The organism is Sporolactobacillus sp. PKPK-6 (assembly GCF_056678885.1).
Genome location: NZ_JBWXPA010000001.1, coordinates 777800 through 799843, shown reverse-complemented (window position 1 = coordinate 799843; position 22044 = coordinate 777800). Strand labels below are relative to the sequence as shown.

The 22044-nt window shown below is 44.9% G+C and carries 20 protein-coding genes; 11 read left to right on the top strand and 9 right to left on the bottom strand.

Going from position 1 to position 22044, the window contains the following annotated elements; all coding sequences use genetic code 11:
• The first annotated feature begins 149 nt into the window (after positions 1-149).
• Positions 150-1259, top strand: coding sequence for an AI-2E family transporter (locus AC1MBV_RS03825; RefSeq protein WP_255746879.1), 1110 nt, complete (start codon positions 150-152; stop codon positions 1257-1259).
• On the opposite strand, the gene alsR is transcribed toward AC1MBV_RS03825, so the two are convergent.
• A complete protein-coding gene (alsR, locus tag AC1MBV_RS03820; protein ID WP_255747082.1) occupies positions 1260-2150 on the bottom strand; it encodes an acetoin biosynthesis transcriptional regulator AlsR in 891 nt (296 codons plus the stop codon).
• 246 nt (positions 2151-2396) lie between these two features.
• Here alsR and alsS point away from each other — a divergent pair, with 246 nt between their 5' ends.
• The 3 genes from alsS (at position 2397) to AC1MBV_RS03805 (ending at position 5368) form a co-directional block, all read left to right on the top strand.
• Entirely contained in the window at positions 2397-4088 is a 1692-nt protein-coding gene (gene alsS, locus AC1MBV_RS03815; RefSeq protein ID WP_255746881.1) for an acetolactate synthase AlsS, read from the top strand.
• Between the two features lie 71 nt (positions 4089-4159).
• Entirely contained in the window at positions 4160-4879 is a 720-nt protein-coding gene (gene budA, locus AC1MBV_RS03810) for an acetolactate decarboxylase (protein ID WP_480947540.1), read from the top strand.
• A gap of 219 nt (positions 4880-5098) precedes the next feature.
• On the top strand, positions 5099-5368 hold the full coding sequence (locus AC1MBV_RS03805) for a hypothetical protein (protein ID WP_480947539.1): 270 nt from the start codon (positions 5099-5101) through the stop codon (positions 5366-5368).
• 187 nt (positions 5369-5555) lie between these two features.
• On the opposite strand, the gene AC1MBV_RS03800 is transcribed toward AC1MBV_RS03805, so the two are convergent.
• Positions 5556-6140: a manganese efflux pump MntP gene (locus tag AC1MBV_RS03800; protein ID WP_480947538.1), complete on the bottom strand. Its 585-nt coding sequence runs from the start codon at positions 6138-6140 to the stop codon at positions 5556-5558.
• A 217-nt stretch (positions 6141-6357) separates the two neighbouring features.
• Between AC1MBV_RS03800 and AC1MBV_RS03795 the strand changes: the two genes are divergently transcribed.
• From AC1MBV_RS03795 to coaW, 5 genes are all read left to right on the top strand, one after another.
• A complete protein-coding gene (locus tag AC1MBV_RS03795; RefSeq protein ID WP_480947537.1) occupies positions 6358-7128 on the top strand; it encodes a class I SAM-dependent methyltransferase in 771 nt (256 codons plus the stop codon).
• Positions 7129-7209: 81 nt separating this feature from the next.
• Entirely contained in the window at positions 7210-8004 is a 795-nt protein-coding gene (locus AC1MBV_RS03790; RefSeq protein ID WP_255746887.1) for a TIGR00266 family protein, read from the top strand.
• A 139-nt stretch (positions 8005-8143) separates the two neighbouring features.
• Positions 8144-9082, top strand: coding sequence for a beta propeller repeat protein (locus tag AC1MBV_RS03785; RefSeq protein ID WP_480947536.1), 939 nt, complete (start codon positions 8144-8146; stop codon positions 9080-9082).
• Between the two features lie 60 nt (positions 9083-9142).
• Positions 9143-10291 carry an HAD family hydrolase gene (locus AC1MBV_RS03780; protein ID WP_480947535.1) on the top strand — a complete coding sequence of 383 codons (1149 nt, stop codon included), beginning with the start codon at positions 9143-9145 and terminating at the stop codon, positions 10289-10291.
• 82 nt (positions 10292-10373) lie between these two features.
• Entirely contained in the window at positions 10374-11189 is an 816-nt protein-coding gene (gene coaW / locus AC1MBV_RS03775; protein WP_480947534.1) for a type II pantothenate kinase, read from the top strand.
• Between the two features lie 55 nt (positions 11190-11244).
• On the opposite strand, the gene serA is transcribed toward coaW, so the two are convergent.
• The 3 genes from serA to hisC form a co-directional block, all read right to left on the bottom strand.
• Complete coding sequence (gene serA / locus AC1MBV_RS03770; protein ID WP_255746891.1) at positions 11245-12849, bottom strand: phosphoglycerate dehydrogenase; 1605 nt, start codon at positions 12847-12849, stop codon at positions 11245-11247.
• Complete coding sequence (locus AC1MBV_RS03765) at positions 12842-14011, bottom strand: pyridoxal-phosphate-dependent aminotransferase family protein (RefSeq protein WP_480947533.1); 1170 nt, start codon at positions 14009-14011, stop codon at positions 12842-12844. Before AC1MBV_RS03765 ends, serA begins: the two co-directional genes overlap by 8 nt.
• A 440-nt stretch (positions 14012-14451) precedes the next feature.
• Entirely contained in the window at positions 14452-15540 is a 1089-nt protein-coding gene (hisC, locus tag AC1MBV_RS03760; RefSeq protein ID WP_480947532.1) for a histidinol-phosphate transaminase, read from the bottom strand.
• 387 nt (positions 15541-15927) lie between these two features.
• Between hisC and AC1MBV_RS03755 the strand changes: the two genes are divergently transcribed.
• A complete protein-coding gene (locus AC1MBV_RS03755; RefSeq protein WP_255746894.1) occupies positions 15928-16767 on the top strand; it encodes a MurR/RpiR family transcriptional regulator in 840 nt (279 codons plus the stop codon).
• Between the two features lie 250 nt (positions 16768-17017).
• On the opposite strand, the gene thrB is transcribed toward AC1MBV_RS03755, so the two are convergent.
• Genes thrB through AC1MBV_RS03740 form a run of 3 tightly spaced genes read right to left on the bottom strand, consistent with a single transcriptional unit; the run spans position 17018 to position 20272 of the window.
• Positions 17018-17926 carry a homoserine kinase gene (gene thrB / locus AC1MBV_RS03750; protein ID WP_480947531.1) on the bottom strand — a complete coding sequence of 303 codons (909 nt, stop codon included), beginning with the start codon at positions 17924-17926 and terminating at the stop codon, positions 17018-17020.
• Positions 17923-18981, bottom strand: a complete 1059-nt coding sequence (gene thrC, locus AC1MBV_RS03745) for a threonine synthase (RefSeq protein ID WP_480947530.1) — start codon at positions 18979-18981, stop codon at positions 17923-17925. The genes thrB and thrC overlap by 4 nt, the downstream gene beginning before the upstream one ends.
• Positions 18982-18985: 4 nt before the next feature.
• A complete protein-coding gene (locus tag AC1MBV_RS03740) occupies positions 18986-20272 on the bottom strand; it encodes a homoserine dehydrogenase (RefSeq protein WP_304654774.1) in 1287 nt (428 codons plus the stop codon).
• Positions 20273-20974: 702 nt separating this feature from the next.
• Here AC1MBV_RS03740 and AC1MBV_RS03735 point away from each other — a divergent pair.
• Positions 20975-21478 (top strand): hypothetical protein, encoded by a 504-nt coding sequence (locus tag AC1MBV_RS03735; RefSeq protein ID WP_480947529.1) that lies wholly within the window; start codon positions 20975-20977, stop codon positions 21476-21478.
• A 9-nt stretch (positions 21479-21487) separates the two neighbouring features.
• Here AC1MBV_RS03735 and AC1MBV_RS03730 read toward each other — a convergent pair whose 3' ends face one another.
• On the bottom strand, positions 21488-22042 hold the full coding sequence (locus AC1MBV_RS03730; protein ID WP_255746900.1) for a hypothetical protein: 555 nt from the start codon (positions 22040-22042) through the stop codon (positions 21488-21490).
• Positions 22043-22044: the final 2 nt, after the last annotated feature.

The window sequence follows — 22044 nt, the reverse complement described above, 5'->3', positions numbered from 1 at the left end:
GAGTTTGGCCGTTGCAGTGTTTTGAAAATCAGTATCAAAAGTTGTCCTCGCATGATTTTCATTGCTTCGTCTCTTATTATCAAGCTATAATTAGAATAATAACTTGTGGAAGATAGGTCCTTCACGGACTTGTGAAAAGGTGTGAAACTGTGCTAAAAAAACATTCGAACTTGATTTTCTGGACGATCGAACTCTTGGGAATAGCTCTGCTTATTTTCATACTGACAAAAATATCGTTTATTTTTGTTCCGGTTGTCACTCTGATCACAACGCTGTTTTTCCCAATTATTGTGGCCGGATTCCTTTTCTTTTTGATTAGTCCCTTCGTGGAGATCTTCCAGCGAATGAAGATTCCAAGAACGCTCAGCATTTTAATTATTTACATTATATTGACCGGCTTGATCGCTTTACTTGTGGTGATTGTCGGTCCGCCGCTGACGTCGCAGGTCAAATCGTTATTTAGTCAGCTTCCGGATTATATGACAAGCTGGAGAAAAAGCATCGAACACTTGGCTGATTCTCAAGGATTTAAATGGCTGATCCACCAAGATTATTATTCTATTGATAAAATTCAGAGCAGCCTTGAGAAGATGCTTAAAGCGTTTACGGACAATGCAGGTTCAGGGCTGTCAACGTTTTTTAATGTATTAGTTAATGTGACGCTGACCGTGGTAACGGTGCCGTTTATTCTCTTCTACATGCTTAAGGATGGTAACCGTCTGCCTAGTGCGGTCACTCGTTTTTTTCCGCACAAATATCACGAAGAGGTTAATCGCATTCTCAGTGATCTGAATGATACATTATCTTCGTATATTCATGGATTGATTATTGTCGCGTCATTTGTCGGCATTACATCAAGTATCGGGTTTGCCGTGATCGGATTGCCGTACAGCCTGCTTCTCGGATTGATTGTGGGCGTAACCAACATCATTCCGTATCTTGGACCGATCTTAGGTGCAACTCCGGCACTGGTCATCGCATTGATGGATTCGCCAGCGAAAGCGCTGCTCGTTCTCGCTGTCATCGTCATTGTTCAGCAGCTTGACGGCCATCTGATTTCACCGCTTGTTATGGGCAAACGACTGAACACTCATCCGCTGACAATCATCGTACTGTTGCTTGTCTCCGGCAAATGGATCGGCCCGATCGGTATGATTCTTGCCGTGCCGACTTATGCAATGATCAAGACATTTATTGCGCACATGATTCGTCTGGTGCGATTGCGCCGCAAAAGCAAGGATGACAGTTTGATAAAATGATTATGATTCTTCAATACGGATCCGCCTGGTCAGTGAGACAAACTGCTTCAGGGCCGGATTCGTATTTTTTTTCAAATAGGCAAGTGAGAGCACGGCCTTAAGCGGATAATCATCGATTTTACGATACACGACCTCCAAATTGAACAGCTTTTCTGCAGAAGCCGGTACGACACCAATTCCAATTCCGGCGGAGACGAGACCGACGACCATCTGATATTCCGTTGCTTCTTGAACAATTTTCGGTGTGAAATCGACATGTTGAAATAGAGATAGAAATTCATCGTACAGACCGGGCCAAATGTCACGTGAAACTAAGATAAATGGAACATCTTTCAGATCCTCAATCCGAATTCGTTCTTTTTTCGCCAGTGGATGATTCTTCGGAAGTGAGAGTGCGGCAAATCCACGCTTGATCGGAATGGTATCAATCAAAGAACTGCTCACCGGAGGGTGCAGTAACCCGACATCAATTCGATCACCGATTAGTGCGTTCACTTGATCCGGTGTGGAAAATTCGTGAAGACGTATCGAGACATGTGGGAAAATACTCCTGTATTCTCTGATGATCTGCGGAAGTATGTCATAGGTTGCCGATCCGACGAATCCAATCACTAAGCGTCCGAATTCGCCGCGATGCGCACGCTGAGCCGTATCTACGGCTTGATTCACCTGTGCAACAACTTCACGTGCTTCAGGTAGGAAGAGTTCTCCTGCGGTTGTCAGTTCAACATGGCGCTTATTTCGTTTAAAAAGAGCGACACCGATCTCTTCTTCGAATTGCTGAATCTGTTTACTTAATGGAGGCTGTGTCATTTGCAGCCGTGCGGCGGCTCGTCCAAAATGAAGTTCTTCTGCAACCGTGATGAAATAAATAAAATGGCGAAGTTCCATAATGTTCATAACACTCCTCGACGTACAGTTTTCAATAATAATGATCTAAAAATGATCTTTTGATTAATATACACTATGTATTACATGACGTTCAATAATATATTTCACATTGGTTAATAGACGCGGTAAAATGATATTAGTCACAGAAAACATGAAAAAAAGCGCGGACTATTTGCTGTTGCACCATTCAAAAAAAGTGCCAGCAGATAGAAGAACACTCACACATAACTAGGGAGGAAAAAAATCGTGAGCGATTTAAAAAAGGAAAAAGAAGAACAGAAACTGGCGACCGGTGCTGAGCTTGTCGTTGACTGTCTGATCAAACAAGGCGTGAAATACGTATTCGGGATACCGGGAGCAAAAATTGATGCGGTGTATGATGTTCTAAAGGATCGCGGACCGGAATTGATTGTATGTCGTCATGAACAGAATGCTGCATTTATGGCTGCGGCGATCGGACGAATCACCTGCAAACCTGGCGTTTGTCTGGTCACCTCCGGACCAGGTGCATCTAACCTTGCGACCGGCATTGTTACAGCCAATGTCGAAAACGATCCCATTGTCGCATTGGTTGGTGCGGTTCCGAGAGCAGATCGACTGAAACGTACCCATCAATCGATGGACAACGCCGCTCTGTTTCAACCAATTTCCAAATACAGCGCTGAAGTTGTTGATCCAAAGAACGTACCGGAAGTCGTCACTAATGCTTTTCGTGCTGCTGAATCAACATCGGCAGGTGCCAGTGTTGTCAGTTTTCCACAGGATGTTCTCGTTTCAAAAACAACTGTGAATGCACTGGGACCGCTCGAAAGCCCAAAACTGGGAACTGCTTCTGAAGAAGCGATCGACAAGGCAGTAGAAGCAATCAAGAATGCGAAGATGCCGGTTATACTTGCGGGTATGCGTGCGAATCGTTTTTCAGTAGTTTCTGCTGTACGCTCATTGCTTGGGAAAATTGCCTTTCCTGTTGTGGAAACGTTCCAAGCGGCCGGTCTGATTCCACGCGACATGGAGGAACATTTCTTCGGACGTATCGGTTTGTTCCGCAACCAGCCCGGCGACTTGGTGCTTGAAAAGGCGGATGTTGTGGTAACGATCGGTTACGATTCTGTTGAATACGATCCGAAATTCTGGAACAACGTCGGTGCACGTACAATCATTCATTTGGATGAAGTACGCGCGGATATTGATCATTACTACCAGCCTTCGATTGAACTCGTAGGAGATATTCCATCGACCGTTCAGCGAATTAAGGATAAATTGACAAACCTAAATATGACACAAGAAAGTATTTCTTATCTAGAAGGCATGCGGCACAAGCTCGATGCACGCGATGAACCGCCAAAGAAAGCAAATGGTAATCTTGTACATCCATTGAGCCTGATTCATACACTGCGTCATTTGATCAGCGATGATACCACGGTTACTTGCGATGTGGGTTCGCACTATATTTGGATGGCACGTCACTTCCGTTCCTATGAGCCAAAGACCCTGTTGTTCAGCAATGGCATGCAGACGCTCGGTGTTGCACTTCCATGGGCAATGGCCGCATCCTTGGTCAATAATCACGCAAAGACGATTTCTATGTCTGGAGACGGAGGTTTCCTTTTCTCGGCAATGGAATTGGAAACAGCAGTGCGCTTGAAGCTGCCGATTGTTCATATCGTGTGGCGCGATGGTACGTATGACATGGTTGCCTTTCAGCAAAAAATGAAATATGACCGGACATCCGGTATAGATTTCGGGAAAATTGACATTGTCAAATATGCTGAGGCATTTGGTGCGAAGGGACTGCGAGTGAATAAACCTGAAGAACTCGAAAGTGTTCTGAAAGAAGGCCTCGCCTACAACGAAGGACCGGTGATCATTGATGTGCCGGTTGATTACAGTGATAATATCGCTCTTGGCAAGAGTCTGATTCCAAACCAATTAAACTAATCAATACAGTAATGCATACTTTTAAAATGGCGCAGTGAACCTATTTATTCAGGAAAGAAGGTTTTTCCACTATGGCAAGTGAAAAAAATAACGGTCAGTTGTTTCAGCTTTCAACGATGTCGTCATTGCTTGACGGTGTCTTTGAAGGGGCAATGAACTACGATGAATTCAAGAACTATGGAGATTTCGGTATTGGCACGTTCGAACATCTGGATGGAGAAATGATTGCTTTTGATGATGCATTCTATCGTTTGCGTGGTGACGGTACGGCTACACCGCTCAAAAGCGAAGACAGGACTCCATTTTGCTCGCTGACTTATTTCCAGCCGACGATCAAAAAAGAATTTGATCAGCCGCTCGACAAGGCAGCTTTTGAAAATGAACTGAAGAAAATAATGAAAAGTGAGAACTTATTTTACGCCTTTCGAATTGACGGGGTGTTTAAAGAAGTAAGCACACGAACCGTTGCTTATCAAGAAAAGCCGATCCCGATGACTGAGGCAGTTAAAACACAGCCGATCTTCCACTTTAAGAATGTAAAAGGAACGATCGTAGGCTTCTGGTCGCCGGCATTTACACAAGGCATTGCGGTTTCCGGTTTCCATCTTCACTTTATTGATGAAGAGCGCAAGGGAGGCGGCCATGTCTTTGATTATACGTTGGATCATGGAACGGTTCTTGTTGATAAAAAATCGCACATGAGCCTGTACACTCCTGAAACGGCAGGTTTTCTGAACGCAAATCTATCCCGTAAGGACCTTGAAAAAGAGATCAAGGTTACTGAAGGCTGATTAATATAAAAAATAAGAGAAAAAATCTGAAGGAGCCATCCCTTTGGATTTTTTTTCGTTTCTCCGCATTATTTTTTCTTTTAATCAGCGGTACTGCGCATCATTCATGAGCAGTTTCACATAGAGCAATGCTCCAATGAATTTCAAAACAGGCTTCTGCATAAAAATGAGTAGGTAGCGTTTCAGAAACAATGAAAGCAGGTGAAACTGATGGTTCAAATGATCATTATCCAAGCATTTGCAGCGTTTGGAGCGATCATGCTGCTGCTGGTATTCGTAAAGCTTTTTTTTCATGCCCATGATGTGATGCTGTTCCCGGCTGCTTTTGCTTTCGGATTGTTTTATACCGCCTTTATTGAAAGACGAACAGAACTCCTTGAAGGCGCGATTATAGGGGCCATATATGCACTTGCTGCGTATGGTTTATACATGCTTGTAAAGAAACTGTCTAAACTGTACCGTCACTCTAAGGATGGACCGTTCCATTAAGAAATTGATGAGAAACACGTTATAAATCATTTCTTGCTATCAATTTGCTCATCAAAGGACTCGTCCAAGATCAGAATGCCCGCTAGTCCGAACCATGGATTAAATCGAATGGTCTCGGACAAGATGTTCCATGTGCAGGCGTTACGTGACCACCAAGACAGGAGACAATCATTTGCTTAAGAGAGGGTTACATTGATGTGAAAATTGTATAGATGCCGATACAGATCAGCAGAATTGAAGCCGCATATTCGGATAATGTGCCCATTCGCGAACGAAGCTTCTTTAATCCTAATCGCTGCCCTGCATCTATTGAGAAGAACGAAAGAATGCCGACGGTCAGTGCCACACCGACCGGATTTAATCCGCCAATGCCTGCACCGAATGCAGTACCCATTGCGTTGAACGAGAGTGCGAAGCTCAGCCAGAACGTTTCATTAAAGGAAATCAGGTTATTCTGGTCGCGGTCAATTTGGTCTGCCTGAGGAATTGTCTTTGAAGGCGTCATTCGGTGTGTACAAGTGCTGACAAGCGACCATAGACCGATACCAAGTATGATTGCACCGCTCATCAGATTTGCAAGAAACTCTGGAATTGTGAAGCCGAGAAGCGAACCGGCAATGATTGTAATAAGTGAGGTTGCCAAAGCAACGACAGCCATAAACAAATTGGCGATCCACGTAATTTTCTTCCCCTTGATTCCAAAGGACATGCCCACCGCAAAATTATCGATGCTAGCCGCAATGCCGATTAGGAGTATCATGAACCAATGCATCTTCTCATCCCCTTACCTATCAAAAAATTGAGACCGGCAATTCAATTGTTGTGCTTTAAAAATACTCGGTCGGAAGGTATAGTATGTTAAAATAGAAAAGGTGTTCATTGCTAAAAGACGAATACCCTATCTTTTTAACCGAACTATCATCAGTTTTCGTGTGATAACGGAATGTAAGAAACGAATAGGATGAGAAACAGGTGATCAAGTGAAACAGATGATACAAACTCATGGACTTTATGACGGCGCTGCTTACTATTATCTGAAGTACCGCGGTCAGTATAGCGATCGACTGATTCAGACCTTGGCTTTGAAGTGCGGACTTGATGGAAACGGACGGCTGCTCGATTTGGGCTGCGGAACGGGTAAACTGACTTTTCCGATGGCTAACTATTTTGATGAAACGATTGGCATTGATGTCAGTACGGATATGCTCCAATCTGCCCGCAGTCAATGTGAATTACTCGATATTCATACGATGAAATGGTTAAAGATGGCTTCTGAACAAATGAATCCGGAACTCGGTTCCTTTCGGATGATTACAGCCGGGGATGCATTTCATTGGATGGATCGCGAGCTTGTACTGAAGCTCAGTTATGATCGACTTGAACCGGGCGGTGCACTTGCGCTTGTCGGACAGGGGCATATGCTCGGCGATCGCTCTCTTGATTGGCAGAAGGCTGTTCAGCGCATTGTCGATAAATGGTTTCCTAACAGCAAACGTTTGAAACATAGTGTTCGACATGAGCAGCTCGTGGCTCAATCTTCGTTTCATTCCCTGCTTACAGGACAGATACACTCTGAACGTGAGCGTGACATTCCATCAATTATCGGCTACCTTTATTCCACATCCACCTGCCGCAAAACAACGCTTGGCAAAGATGCAGCAAATTTTGAAAAAGAATTGTATGATGAACTCAAATCAATCGACTCGTCCGGGACTTTTAAAGAACCCGTTACGGATTACTATATCATTGCGTTTAAATAAAACAGGCAGGCTATTTTTGTAGTGAAATAGAAAATGTATTTTTAATAGTCATTTGCAGCCATGAACGGGAGGAACGAACACGTGAACAACCATGATATTGACTACAAAATCGAAGGTCAGGAAATGCAATACGTGGAAATTGAATTAGATCCTCGCGAAACGGTGATTGCTGAAGCGGGAAGTTTTATGATGATGGAAGACGGCATCGGTATGGAGACGATTTTCGGCGATGGAAGCGGTCAAAACGGCGGTGTGATGGGGAAACTGTTCGGCGCGGGGAAACGTCTGCTGACCGGCGAAAGTCTGTTCATGACCGCATTTACCAATGAAGGAGCAGGAAAGAGGCACGTATCCTTTGCTTCGCCTTATCCAGGGAAGATCATTCCTCTTGATCTGAGTCTGTATGGCGGGCAGATGATTTGTCAGAAGGATTCCTTCCTGTGTGCTGCAAAAGGGGTTTCAGTTGGTATCGCTTTTCAAAAGAAGTTAGGAGCCGGATTTTTCGGCGGCGAAGGCTTTATCATGCAGAAGCTTGAAGGCGACGGACTTGCGTTTGTCCATGCAGGCGGAATGATTAAAGAGCTTGAGCTTGCTCCGGGTGAAACCCTGAAGGTTGATACGGGTTGCCTCGTGGCCATGACGAGCAGTGTTGATTATGACATTGAGTTTGTCAGAGGTGTGAAAACCGCTTTGTTCGGCGGCGAAGGTCTCTTTTTTGCGACTTTGCGGGGCCCTGGAAAGGTGCTCGTACAATCACTTCCGTTCAGCAGACTTGCAAGTCGCGTATTCAGTGCGATGCCAGGCAATCCTGCCGGCCGCAGCAAAGATGAAGGCAGCATCACCGGAGGGCTTTTTAACTTGTTCAATGGCGACTAAATGCAAATGAGTTTTTTGGACAGCGCTGGCGCTCAAGTGGGCGACAGCGCTGTTTTGATTCATCTGTGGGCATTTTTCTAGGTTTTCGGCAAGAAATTCTTTAAACTATAGGCAATGATAGATAACGGAGTGGTACGAAGTGAAGAAAAAAAATGAAGCATCCGGTACGAAAAGTGTGTCGTGGGTTTTTTGGCTGCTCACTGCCAAAATTATTTTTATTCTCTTGCTGGCGGGGCTGACGGTATGGATTATCTATGCGGTTCATGCGTCGAATTCAACAGGAGGCGTTCGATTTACTCACGTGCTCGGTGCGGGATACAGCAAGGATGGCAAGACGCTTTGGCTTGGGACGAACAAGCGGCTGCTTACCTATAAAAAGGGTATTTGGCACTCCGAAAAGCTTAAGAACCGTGCGCATGACGACATGTTTCTAGCCATCAGTTCCGGTTTTATTCAGATGAATGAGACGGGCTATCTGCAGTGGAAGACATTGAAACAAGAGCCGCTGGGCCACCGAAAGCTGAATGAACCTCTTGGAGGGCTGTGGGCCTTCGGCTATAAGACAGGACGTATGTATCACCTTCAAACAATAGCAGGTGAAGGATCTGCATTGCGTTATTCGGATGACGGCGGCGCTACGTGGAAAGTCGTGAAGATAAAACATCTGGATGGGAATGCCCAGATTCTTGAAGCTTCACCGGTCGATAAACGTATACTAGTGATTGGGACAACAAAAGGTCTATATGTCAGCACGGATCTAGGCGCTCATTTTCATCGATACTTGAAGGGCTACTCGGTTACGAGCGCTGCATTCGGTTTTAGCAAACAAAATGCACTGCTCGTTGCTGTTGCGGGAAAAGAAACTGCACTTTACCAAATCATTCCTCAACAAGAAAAATCAATAAATCTTGATATGGGTACAGTGGAAAATGACACAGTGACTCGAGTCCTTCAAAATCCGGCGAAGTCCGGAGAAGCTGTCATGTTGACCAAGCACGGTGACCTGTATCGAACGGAGAACAGCGGACAAAACTGGACAATCATTGCGAAAAAAGGTCGCGGATTAAATGGAAATTAAATGCGGACAAAGGGTTTCCTATGATAAACTGATATAAATAACGTGAAGGTCGGTGAAGAGATGATTCAAACGGTTTTATTTGATGTCGATGGTGTATTTCTTAGCGAAGAACGCTATTTTGACGCCTCGGCACTTACTGTGCGCGAATTACTGTACAGCGAGAACTATTTAGGGCTCGGAAACGGCAAACCTTTCCAAACGGAATACAGAGACGAAGAGATTGCTGAAATCCGATCAGACATATTTCTTAATGATGATGTACTGAACTTCTTGAAATCCCGTGGAATGAATGCCAATTGGGACATGATTTATATAACGATTTCCGAACAGCTGATTCATTTAACGACTCAGCTTCCTGAAGATGCGAAGATGCAGGCAGCAGAATTGCTGAAGAAACCGATTGATCAAACCACATTGAATACGTTTCGCTCATTGTTTAAGAATTACCAGATAAAACCTGATTTCAAGCGCTTTATGGATGATTATAAAGATACCAAAGCAGTAAAACAGGAATTAATCGTTTATCTTAATGAGATTGCTTTGAAGCGGCTTGGCATTGAAACCTCAGCATTCCAGCCGAAAAGTGCTTTTTGGCATATTGGCGAGCACGCATCCCAGGAATGGTATATTGGTGATGAAAATGTTCTGGCAGCAACAGGCTTGCCCTCGGTTCAAACAGGTAAGAAAGGTTTTATGAACGAAGAAGTAACTTTGGCTGATCCGGAGTATATTCGTGGAATGTTTCACGCATTTCATGATTATGGTGTGCGCGTGGGTATTGCTACAGGCAGACCGCGATTGGAGACATTCAAACCATTTACCTATTTAAACTGGATCGGCGAGCTTGATCCGAATCATATTGTAACCGCAGACGATGTACTTGCCGCAGAAAAGAAATACGATGTGGCACCGCTTGCTAAGCCGCATCCTTTTACGTATCTCGCTTCCTTTCATGGTAAGGACAGTGATCTAAAACGCTGGAGCGCTCGTCGCCCTGAGCAGCTGCCTGATGGAGAACAAACCTTGATTGTCGGTGACTCACTCGCTGACCTGCTCTGCGCAAAGCAATTGGGCTGCCGATTTGCCGGGGTCCTCACCGGCCTTTCCGGTCAGAAAGCTCGAAGTGAATTAGAGGAACATGGTGCTAATTTTATTCTCGATTCCATTGCAGATGTAAAGGACTTGGTGCTTCATCTTCTGGGAGAATAAAAAAAATAAATTTTTTTAGGCGGGCGATGCGGGCCTGCCTCTTTTTTATCCGGACTTAATGAGGGAAGAAGGAGAATTGATGGTGAATGGTGTAACGGCAGGCATAGACGCAGGTGGAACGCTATGCAAGATTGCTATGCAGACTGAAAAGGGATGGGTATATCAATCATTTCCCACAAAGCAGATCCAGAAGTGTATTTCATGGCTGGATACGTATTGTGCACATCGCTGCCTTTGCATTACCGGCGGCAAAGCGAGCATGATTCGGGAAAAACTGAAACGGTCTGATTATACGCTCATACCTGAGTTCTCTGCATCATGCGCCGGTGCCCGAGAGCTGCTCGCCGCAGAAGGACATGCAGATCTCTCAGATTTTATCCTTACTAATGTCGGTACCGGAACGTCAATAAATCATGTTAAAGGAAAGACACAGGAATGGATGGGCGGAACAGGAGTTGGAGGGGGTACGATATTAGGGTTGTCGGGACTGCTTACAGGCGCTTATAATTATTCGACATTGATTCAGTATGCTGAGCATGGAAAAAGAGATTCGATTGATTTGACGGTTGCACGAATCTATGAAGGTGAGAAACCGCCGATTCCCGGTGATTTGACCGCAAGTAATTTTGGCGCTGTGTCAGATGAAGCGGCATCGCCATCTTCGGCGGATCAGATTGCGTCAGTAATTGGACTTGTCGCAGAGACGGTCACCTCGCTTAGTGTCTTGGCAGCGCAGAAAGCCGACGTAAAGACGATCGTTTATATCGGGAGCTCCTTCGTCAATAATTCCTTGCTGCGAAAAATTGTTACTCGCTACAGTGGGCAATGGGGGTTCGTTCCAATTATTCCGCAGTATGGATCCTTTTGCGGAGCTGTAGGTGCAGCTCTTACAAAATAAAACAGCCGCCAATCGCTGAAAAGCGGAATTGGCGGCTGCTTTACTTTGGCTATGATTAATTTTCATCTTCCGGGATGTTGATTTCAACAAACTGAACATCATTAAGATCTTCAATACTGAGTAATTCATCACGAACGCTGTCCGGTACAGGTTTGTCAACAGTGAGGACCATGACCGCTTTACCGCCGATTGTTTGGCGTCCGACGTACATACTGCCAATGTTGATGCTGCCTTTTCCAAGAATTGATCCGACGTTTCCGATCATGCCGGGAACGTCCATGTGATCAATATAGAGCAAGTATTTTTCTGGTTCCATATCAAGGCGATAGCCGTTAATTGAAACAATACGGCCGCCAAACCCGGTTAAATAGGTGCAGGCAATCGTCGCTTTGTCGTCGCCATTCACGATTTCCAGTTCGATAAAATTGGTGAATCCTTTATGAGCTGCATTTTTTTGTACACTGTATGAGAGACTGTGTGCCTTAAGTACTTGCATGACGTTTACGATATTGATCGAAGAATCCAAGTAATAGGAAAGCAGTGCCTTAATCATTTGCCGTGTGAGCAGCCCTGTGTCTTCTAAAAAGAGTTCACCATAATAATTAATATTTATTTTTTTCGGTGCTTTTTTGAAGACTTGCATTAAAAATTCGGCCATTTGTTCGCTTAATGTGAGATATGGACGGATCTTCTGCTGTACCGATGCCGAAATATGCGGCAGGTTAATGGCGTGCTGCACACTTCCCGATGTAAAGATACCGACAATTTCTTCACTGACCGATTCAGCAACCTTTTCCTGTGCTTCGGCAGTTGATGCACCGAGATGCGGTGTAACAATAATGTGCGGATTCTGAGTCAGTCCGGTGTTTTCAGGGGGTTCGTGTTCGAATACGTCAATCGCTGCTCCGGCGACTTGACCGCTGTTTACAGCGTCGACAAGTGCTTGCTCATCAATAATGCCGCCACGCGCACAATTAATGATACGAACGCCCTTTTTGGTTTTGGCAAAATAGTCTGCGTTGATTAATCCGCGTGTTTCAGCAGTCAACGGGGTATGAACCGTGATGAAATCGGCTTGTTCCGCAATTTCATCCAAGCTTGCTTTAATAATTCCCAATTTCTTCGCACGATCTTCGGTTAGAAACGGATCATAGCCGAGAATGTTCATTTGGAAACCTTTCGCCCGTTTGGCAACTTCGGTGCCGATTCTGCCCATGCCGACAATGCCTAAGGTCTTTTGATAGAGTTCGACGCCTTTGAAAAGTTTGCGTTCCCATTTTCCGGAGGTAAGCGAACCGTATGCCTGAGGAATGCTGCGGGCGAGTGACAACATCATTGCCATCGTGTGTTCCGTTGCAGCGATCGTATTGCCGGCCGGCGCGTTAATGACAATAATGCCTTTTTCAGTAGCTGCCTCAATGTCAATATTATCGACGCCGACACCGGCGCGGGCGATCACCTTCAGCCGGTCCGCAGCTTGTATAATGTCGCGAGTTACTTGTGTTTGACTGCGCACGATCAGTGCGTCGTAATCCTTAATCATTTCTGTGAGAACTGTCGGTTCAAGGCCGGTGTGTTGATCAACTTGAAATTCTTGATTGCTTGTTAAAGCTTTCAAACCGCTCTCGCTGATTGGATCGGTAACAATAACCTTATACATTTTTTGCGTAGACCTCCTCAGCCTTTTTAACTGCTGCGCCGAAACGAGGCGCCTGTCCGAACTTTGCAAGTGTCAATTCGAGTGCGCTCAATACTTTAAGAATATCGAATGGCGTGCAATAACCCATATGTCCGATACGGAATATTTTTCCTTTAAGATCTTTTTGACCGCCGGCAATAGTAATTGAGAAATCTTTTTTCAATGCTTTTTGAATATCCGGAGCAGCGATACCTTCCGGCTTAACGGCTGTAACGGTTGGCGAAGCGTCTTCTTCGGTTGTCAGCAGCGGCAGCCCCAGTTCACGGATCCCGGCTCGCATCATGTCGCGCAGGAGCACATGACGCTTGATCACGTTTTCCCAGCCTTCTTCTTCGATCATGTCGCAAACAGCCTGCGCACCCTGAATGAGTGAGACAGCCGGAGTAAACGGCGTTGATTTTTGTTTTTCATAAGTGTCGACGTAGCGTTTCAGGTCGAGATAAAAACGCTTTTCCGGACATTCGCGAATTGCTTTCAATCCTCGATCGCTGAATGCGGCAAATGCAAGACCCGGAGGAAGCATCAGTGCTTTTTGTGAACTGGTGACGAGAATATCAATATGATCGCTCTCCATGTCAACAGGGACGGCGCCGATGCAGCTGACACCGTCTACGATAAATAGAGCATCGGTTTTTTCTTTGACAACTTTTCCAAGTGCGTGGATCGGATTCAGAACCCCGGTTGAGGTTTCATTGAATGTTCCAAACACCGCCTTAATGGGTGTTCCTTCAAGGGTATCGATAAATGCCTCAAGCTGTTCAGGAGAACAAGATTTGCCCCACTCGATATTTAAGCGGTGAACGGTTGCTCCATAATTTTCCGCAATCGAAGCCAGGCGGTCGCCGAACGATCCGGCAACGATCACGACTGCGTGGTCGCCTTCGTGAATTGTATTCACAACTGCTGCCTCAAGTGCCGATGTACCGCTGCTGGTTAAAATCATGACAGGATGCTTAGTTCCGAAAACAGGCTGGAGCCGTGTTGCGACATCTTCAATCAGTACGGAAAAATCTGGACTCCGATGCCCGATCATCGGGCGTGCCATTGCGGCATTGACTTGATTTGGAATAGGGGTCGGGCCGGGTGTAAACAAATACGTCTGATCTAAAAACAATGAACTCATCCTTCCTGTTTCTCTTTGATTTGCGGAAGCGGCTTTTGTGCTCCCTGAAAAAATAAAAACGTCCCTCGCAGCATGGTTTCATGCTGCGAGGGACGTTGATATTCGTGGTGCCACCCTCATTTACCGACAATAAAATATAAATGTCGGTCTTCATTGAATCGATAACGGCTTTAAGCCGGACCCGCATACACATTGCTGCACATGATTTCACAACAGCAATTTTCTGCCGATCTGTTTCGGAGTGCTCAACTAATTGTGAATTGTACCGGCTTCCAGCGTAATACCGGCTCTCTGTGAACAAATCCCGCAATCAATGCTGTCTCCATCATCACAATTGTCATGATTTAAATGCTTAACTTATTGTGTCCAAATTGTAACAGCTATCTGATTGTTTGTAAAGAAAAATATTTTGATTTCTTCAGAAATATCGGAAGACCTAATTATTTACTCGGTTCCGCCGAAGTTTCGAGAATCGCCTGTTCAAGAATCTGAAGAAAGAGTTTCATATCTTCCATGGTGCCAATGGTGACTCGCACGCCATCTTGAAAGGGGTTTATTAAGAATCCTTTTTGTTTGCAATACAACGCCACCTGTTTCGGCTCGGCAACTTTAATGTAAATGAAATTTGCTTGAGTATCAAAGTAGGAAATGCCCTTTTTATCAAGAAAAGCAGTGGTCATTGAAAGGACCTCGCGATTTTTGAGCACACATGCTTCTTTAAACGTATCATCCTTGAGACCGGCAAGAGCGGCAACTTGACTCAATCTCGGGTTGTTGAAAGGGGGGCGGACCTTTCCAATTTCTTCAATGACGGGCAGACTTCCAATGGCATAACCGATTCGGAAGGAGGCAAGTCCATACGATTTGGAGAACGTCCGGAGCACAAGGACATTTTCCTTGCTCTCAAGGTAGTTTAATCCATTTGGAAAATCCTTTGCTGTAACAAAATCAATATAAGCTTCGTCAATGACAATTAGCACATTTTCAGGGACTGCTTGAACAAATTGATCCAGTTCGGTTTTCGTTAAATAGGTCCCAGTCGGATTGTTCGGATTGCAAATCCAAACGACCTTAGTTGTTTCATCGATAGCCTCAAGCATCGCTTTCCAGTCATGTTTTCCATTTTGGTCACAAGGTATTTTCTTTGTTGCTGCACCTTCAATTTGAGCATGACAATAATATTCATAAAAAGTCGGCCAGGCCATGACCATGCTTGTGCCCGGTTCAAGAAATGCGCGGCTGATTAAAACAATAATTTCATCCAAACCAGCGCCAAAGAGAAAACGATCCTCCCTGATACCTAATCGTCGCGAAAGTTCACGCCTCAGATCAGAATTCTGGCAGTCCGGATAAAGCTCAGGAAGCAGAGCATCCTCTATGATTGCATTACGTACATTTGGCGATGCACCGTATACATTTTCATTGGAGTCTAACTTTATCATGCGCTTCAAGCCGTACATGTCTTTTATTTCATCCACGGATGGGCCGGGATCATAAGCTCTTAAATTTTCAAGTGTTTTTTTAAACATTGTGATCACTCCTTCTGTTCCAGTTTGAATTATTTCTCCTACCACATTATTCGGACACAGGGCTTTTGCCACCTAGGTATGTCCGGTCTCATTTTCAAGAATTTTTAGATGCGGCAGATACTGGGGTCTCTTTATCCATTACATTTAATCATGGAAAAGTATAAATGTAAAGAGAATGTCAATAGAGTTAACAGCTGAAAAATAGGCGGTAAAATAAGATAAATGACTTGATGACTAGAATAGTGTCATGCGTCATTTTATTAAAAAATTGCATGAATACACGTGAAAATTGAACAAAAAGCAAAAATAGAAAACGTTTGCAGAAAATTATTTTCAAATGTAAGCGTTTGATGTACAATGGAATTATAGATGAAGGAGGGACTATGAATGGCAGAGAGTCAATGTATTGTTCGTATTCAGTCAGCCTATCCGCACTTGAGTGAAAAAGAACGCAGAATTGCTGATTATATTTTAAATAATCCGAAGGAAACAATTCACAGCAGTATTAACCAAGTCTCCGCGAGGATCAAGGTGGCGGATGCAACTGTTTTTCGTTTCTGCCGCCGATTAGATTTTAAAGGATTTCAAGAAATGAAAATAGTACTTGCCTCTGACATTGCGCGAAATAAACGCTTTGGAGAAACGACGAAGACAAGTGAAGACGATGTCTTAAGTCTAGCGGAACAAGTGTTTCAAGACAACATCCGCACATTGGAAAACACGTATCAGATTTTAAATAGCGAAGGTTTTAAAAAAGCTGTTTCTATTTTGGCACACTCAGAGCGCATTGCATTTTTCGGAAGCAGTGGTTCTGCCTTGATTGCTCAGGAAGCACATCGAAAGTTTGTACGCGCGGGAATCATGACCTACGCGCCGAGTGATGGTGAGTTTCAAATGCTGTCGGCTTCACAATTGACTGAGCGTGATGCCTCGGTATTTATTTCATACTCGGCTTCAGATAAGCATCTAGTTCAAGTTGCTAAAACGGTGAAGCAGAAACGCTGTCCGGCGATTGGGATCACAGGATTTATGAAATCGCTGCTTGCGGAACTGATGGATGTCTCACTGCACACAGTTTCTGTTCCGACTGATTTCAGATCAGAATCCTATGTGGCACGTGCCGCCCAGGTGACTTTAATTGACGCGCTTTTTGTGAGTGTCATGGAGCAACGCCAAAAGCTGCAGTTAATTGACAATCACGAGCAGGATGCGCTTTTACAGGGATGATTCTGATTTGTATTGCAAACGATTACAGAGTTGGCGCTGCAAACAATAGACGACATTTGATTATCGATCATTGGGAACGCAGGACAAGAAATAAAATATATAAACCGCCAAGAATTGCGGCAAATAAAAATATAAAGCCCCAGGCAATCTTAACTTTCATCAAAAAACCTCCTGATTTGCTCTTAGTTTGAGCAGATCAGGAGGTTTCTATTAAAAAGAAAACTGAGTGTCAGATGCCTATACTTGGAAATTATTTGGCGGATGCGATGCGTGTTTGCACACCAACGTTCACCGGTTCCAGCACGATACATTCGTAGTCTTTGAAACGCTTTTGCAGGAGGCTGCACAAATTCGCACTTTTATCCTTGCTGACCAGTGACATGACTGTTGGACCTGCACCGCTTAAAAAGGTACCAAATGCTCCATTTTCACGCGCTATGTGAGTGATCTCATCCATATCAGGGATCAGCTTTGCGCGGTACGGCTGGTGAAATTTGTCGCTCTCCATCATTTTGCCCGCAGACACGCCGTCCTCACTCAGCAGAGCCGCGACGAGCACATTGCCAATACTACTTGCTTCAATGGCTTGCTTGAAGGGCATTGTTGTAGGCAAGGCTTTGCGCGCTTCACTTGTCTTTAGTTCAAAGTTGGGAATGGTTGTCACCAAATCAAATTTCGGTGCGGGCAACCGTACACTTGTTACCCTCGTTTTCGATTGTGTAGAGATAACCAGTCCTCCGTAGAGCGAAGCCGTGACATTATCAGGATGGCCTTCGGCACGGCAGGCGATCCATGACTTATCCTCCAGAGAGAGGTTAAGATCGAGCAGAACATCGGCAAGTTCAATACCTGCAATGATGGCAGATCCGCTGCTGCCCAGACCACGTGAGAGCGGAATATCGTTGAACACATCCACAGAGTAGGCAGGCAGTGTTTTCCCATGTTCATCGGCAATTTTCCTGGCTGTAACATAAATCAGATTGTTTTCAAGAGCAGGGCGAAATGCAGGCTGATTCACATAGTGGAAGGACCATGAGTCTGCTTTGACTGCTTCTAAACACAGATAACGGCCGACTGCCAAACCAATAGAATCAAATCCTGGCCCAAGATTAGCCGTGCTTCCCGGCACTTTTATTTGAAATGCCAGCGGCTTGCTCATTTGGTCACCTGTTGAAGATGATCGACAACAGCAGAAGCTTCGGCACCGATAATTGTCGGTTCAATCGTCAACGTATCCATTGCTGTGGTTGGATCCTTCAGACCGTTTCCAGTCAGAATACACACGATCTTCGAACCTTTTTTGATTTTGCCTGTAGCCACATGTTTCATCAGGCCCGCAACGGATGCGCAGGAAGCAGGTTCAGCAAAGACGCCTTCTGTTCGAGCGATCAGCTTGTAAGCAGCAATAATTTCTTCATCGGTTACGGAATCAATTTCTCCGCCTGATTCCTTCTCAGCAGCGACCGCAAGCTTCCAGCTGGCGGGGTTGCCGATTCGAATCGCGGTAGCAATCGTTTCGGGATTTTCAATAACTTTATTTTTGACAATGGCCGCGGATCCTTCTGCCTCGAATCCGTGAATTTCCGGCGGAGCGATCTGCTTGTTGTCGCGGAGTTCTTTGAACCCTTTCCAATAGGCAGAGATATTTCCGGCGTTGCCGACGGGGATACAAAGCACGTCCGGCGCGCTGCCGAGCTGATCAACGATTTCGTAAGCACCTGTTTTCTGTCCTTCAAGTCTGAACGGATTGATTGAGTTGACAATGGTAAAATCTGAATGTGCTCCTGTATAGCGAACAATATCCAAAGCTTGGTCAAAGTTTCCGTTGACTTCAAAGATCTTTGCTCCGTACATGACGGACTGAGCTAATTTGCCCAATGCAATTTTTCCTTTCGGAATGACGATGATGCAATCCATACCTGCACGTGCGCTGTAAGCAGCTGCCGATGCTGACGTGTTGCCGGTGGAAGCGCAGATTACACCTGTGCTTCCGCTTTCCTTTGCCTTAGCAACGGCGAGAAACATGCCGCGGTCTTTAAAACTACCTGTTGGATTCAGACCTTCGAATTTTCCATAAATCTCGCAGCCTAATTTTTCAGACAGCTTTTCAAGCGGAATGAGCGGTGTGTTTCCTTCAAGCAGCGTCAATCGCGGTGTTTTATCCGTAACCGGCAAGACATCCTTATATTGTTCCATTAAACCTTTCCAAGCCATGATTTTAGCCCCTTTCAACACGGAAGTATTTAGCATTCACAATGGCATCCAACTGTTTCAGCATTTCAAATGATTTTTCAAAAAGTACTTTGTTCGTGACGTGAGTGACAATGGCAACTTCGGCAACATCGCGTCCCGGAATCGGTTCCTGATATAGTTTTCCGAGGTTAATCTGCTGCTCCCTAAAGAGATCGGTCAGTTTTGAGAATGAGCCGGGTTCATCCTTCATATGCATCCGAACAAAGAACTGGCTCTCGACAAGATTATCCTTGCGGGCATGCAATTCTTTTTTGGGTAGAAAAATATGATTGCCGGTTACGCCAAGCGAGATATTGCGGACAACTGAGAGAAGGTCGGAAACGACGGATACCGCAGTCGGGCCTTCTCCGGCGCCTGCACCATAATACATGGTTTCTCCTAGTGCAGAACTATAAACATAGATGGCGTTGTTTTCATTTTCCACCGAAGCGAGCGGATGGCCGTTAGGAAGCAGTGTCGGTTCGACGCGTACATCAATGTCGCCATTGTTGACCTCCGAGATGCCAACCAGTTTGATCGTGTATCCAAGCTTCTTAGCAAAAACGATATCTTCACGCGTCACATCAGTGATACCCTTAATTTTTACATCGTCCAGTTTCACAGGAATAGAATAGGCAAGATGACTTAAAATGACCATTTTTCGCGCGGCATCAAGTCCCTCGACATCCGATGTAGGATCGGCTTCGGCAAACCCCAACTTTTGGGCAGAAGCGAGTGCTTTTTCATACGACAAGCCTTCGCCACTCATCTTGCTCAAAATATAGTTGGTCGTTCCATTCACAATACCGATCATTTTCTGAATCCGATCAGCTGCCAGACTGTCGGTAAGTGTCCTGAGAATAGGAATTCCGCCGGCAACACTCGCTTCGTAATAGAGATCGCAATGATTGGTTCTTGCTTCTAAAAGTAATTCTTCGCCGTAGGAAGCCATGAGGTCTTTATTGGCAGTGATTACGTTTTTCTTATTTTTAAGCGCTCGCAGAATATAACGATACGCTTGATCCACGCCGCCGATCAATTCAATAATTACATTTATTTCGGGATTGTCAAGAATTTCATAGACATCTGTGGTTAAATTTCGGTTATCAATGAGTACTTTTCTCGGTCTGTTTTTGTTGCGGACGAGCACTTTTTCCAGGTGGATTTCACAACCGGTACGTTCCTCAAGTCGTTCTCTGTCTTTTGTAAGCAGCCTGACGACGCCAGTTCCGACCGTTCCGAAACCAAGCAAGCCTATGGACACCTTCTTCAATTCTCACCACTCCTCGTATGCACACGCTACTAAAAGTATACGTGATCACAGATTAAGGCGCAGGCAGTATGTTAACGCAACTGTCCGCACTTTTCTATTTTTCAGTCAAATAACGAACGACGTTATGTATCTTGCATTATAACCCGAAGATTGAGCAACAACAAGACAATTTTTCTTGACAAATGCGTATGAGTGGAAAGAGAAAACGCCATGGTGTTTTGAATAGATTTAATTCTCTTGAGCAGCGAAAAAAAGATTATCATGTAAATCAGATGAGAATGAAGCTATGGGGGTTGACCATCCGTTAAAAATACGTTAGTATAAATGCCAATCGTCAATAGTTTAATGAATTAAAGTGATGATGGGGACTTGTCATGTGGGAAATGGTTTTCAGAGAATCGGGAATGGTGAAAACCCGGTAACCGACACATGAACATACCGCCCTTGAATGTCTGTCTGAAGAGAGTAGGACAGAACGAGTGCCGGTCACTTGTTACAAAAATGACTGATCTCAAGATTGAGTTTACAGTTGCTAAGCCGGTGTTTGTGAAAACATCGGGAAGCTGGGTGGAACGTGAAAAGCCAAACCTTTTCGCCCCTGCACATTTATTTGTGCGGGGCGGAAAGGTTTTTTGTTTCAGAGTTAATAGTTATTGAACTTCAAATCTGTGCGATGCATATACGAAATGGGTGGCTGAACGAATGAAACAGAGCATGAACGTTGAATTAATGGATCAGGAACAGCTGTATGACTGTCTCTCGAATGTGTTGGGAGGCAAGAGATCACGCGCAAAAAACGTCTCCGTGACGCGTCACGGAGAGGAAAAGGCTGTGACTTACGAATTTGCGGAGACAAAAGCATCAGGCATTGCTCATGAATGGGTACAAAACGGTCCGCAGATTGGTGAAAGAGAGCTGGTGACAATATGTTTGCCGCTCCTATCGGAAAAAGAGTTTTTCCATGTTAACCATTTGATCTCAAAGTACAGAGGTACAATCATTGACAACAGAGACTTAACCTACACCGCGACGGCTGATGCATCCGCGAAACAAGTTGATGCATTGATTTGTGAACTGCTCCCTTATGGAATGACAGCAATGTCCAGAACAGTCATTGAACAAGATATTGATGCTCCTATGTCCTTAAAGAATGAGCAGCAGGAGAACTACAAAGCTTTGGCGCGTGTGATCAGATCCGGCTGCTGATCGATATACTTATTTTCTTTTTTTTGCCGCTTGGGCCATAACCGTTTTAACAATTTCCTCGGCGTTGTTTTGAAGATCCGGACGCATGATTAGTTTGCTTGTGTCGAAATGCTTATAGCTTGGCGTTTCCTTTGCCACTCGTTTCTTTAAACGCGCAACGAGCGCACGGTAGGCAGGACTGTCTCCCTGGTCGACCGCCGATTCAGCCTTATCGACTTCATTTGTTTTATCAAGGCGTATGACCCAATAAATAATGGCCGCCGTTATGTGTTCGCAAAAGGGAGCGGTTGAGGTGCAGCCGCAATCGGCAGTCATTGTGCTGATTTTTGGGGGAAGTGGCGTCTTAGATTGTTTGCTATTCCAGTGAATATTGACCTGAAAAAAAGTGCTGTGAACATCTTCAACACTTGCGTGCAATCCTTGATCCGACGCATGATAATCCCATACCCGATGCTTGTCATACAACATCAGACCGCGTTCGAATGCGCTTTGCTGTGCTCTTGCTGCATAATCAGCCAGCCATCCGGCCAGTCTGGCATTACGAAACGTAAGTCTGCGTGCCATGA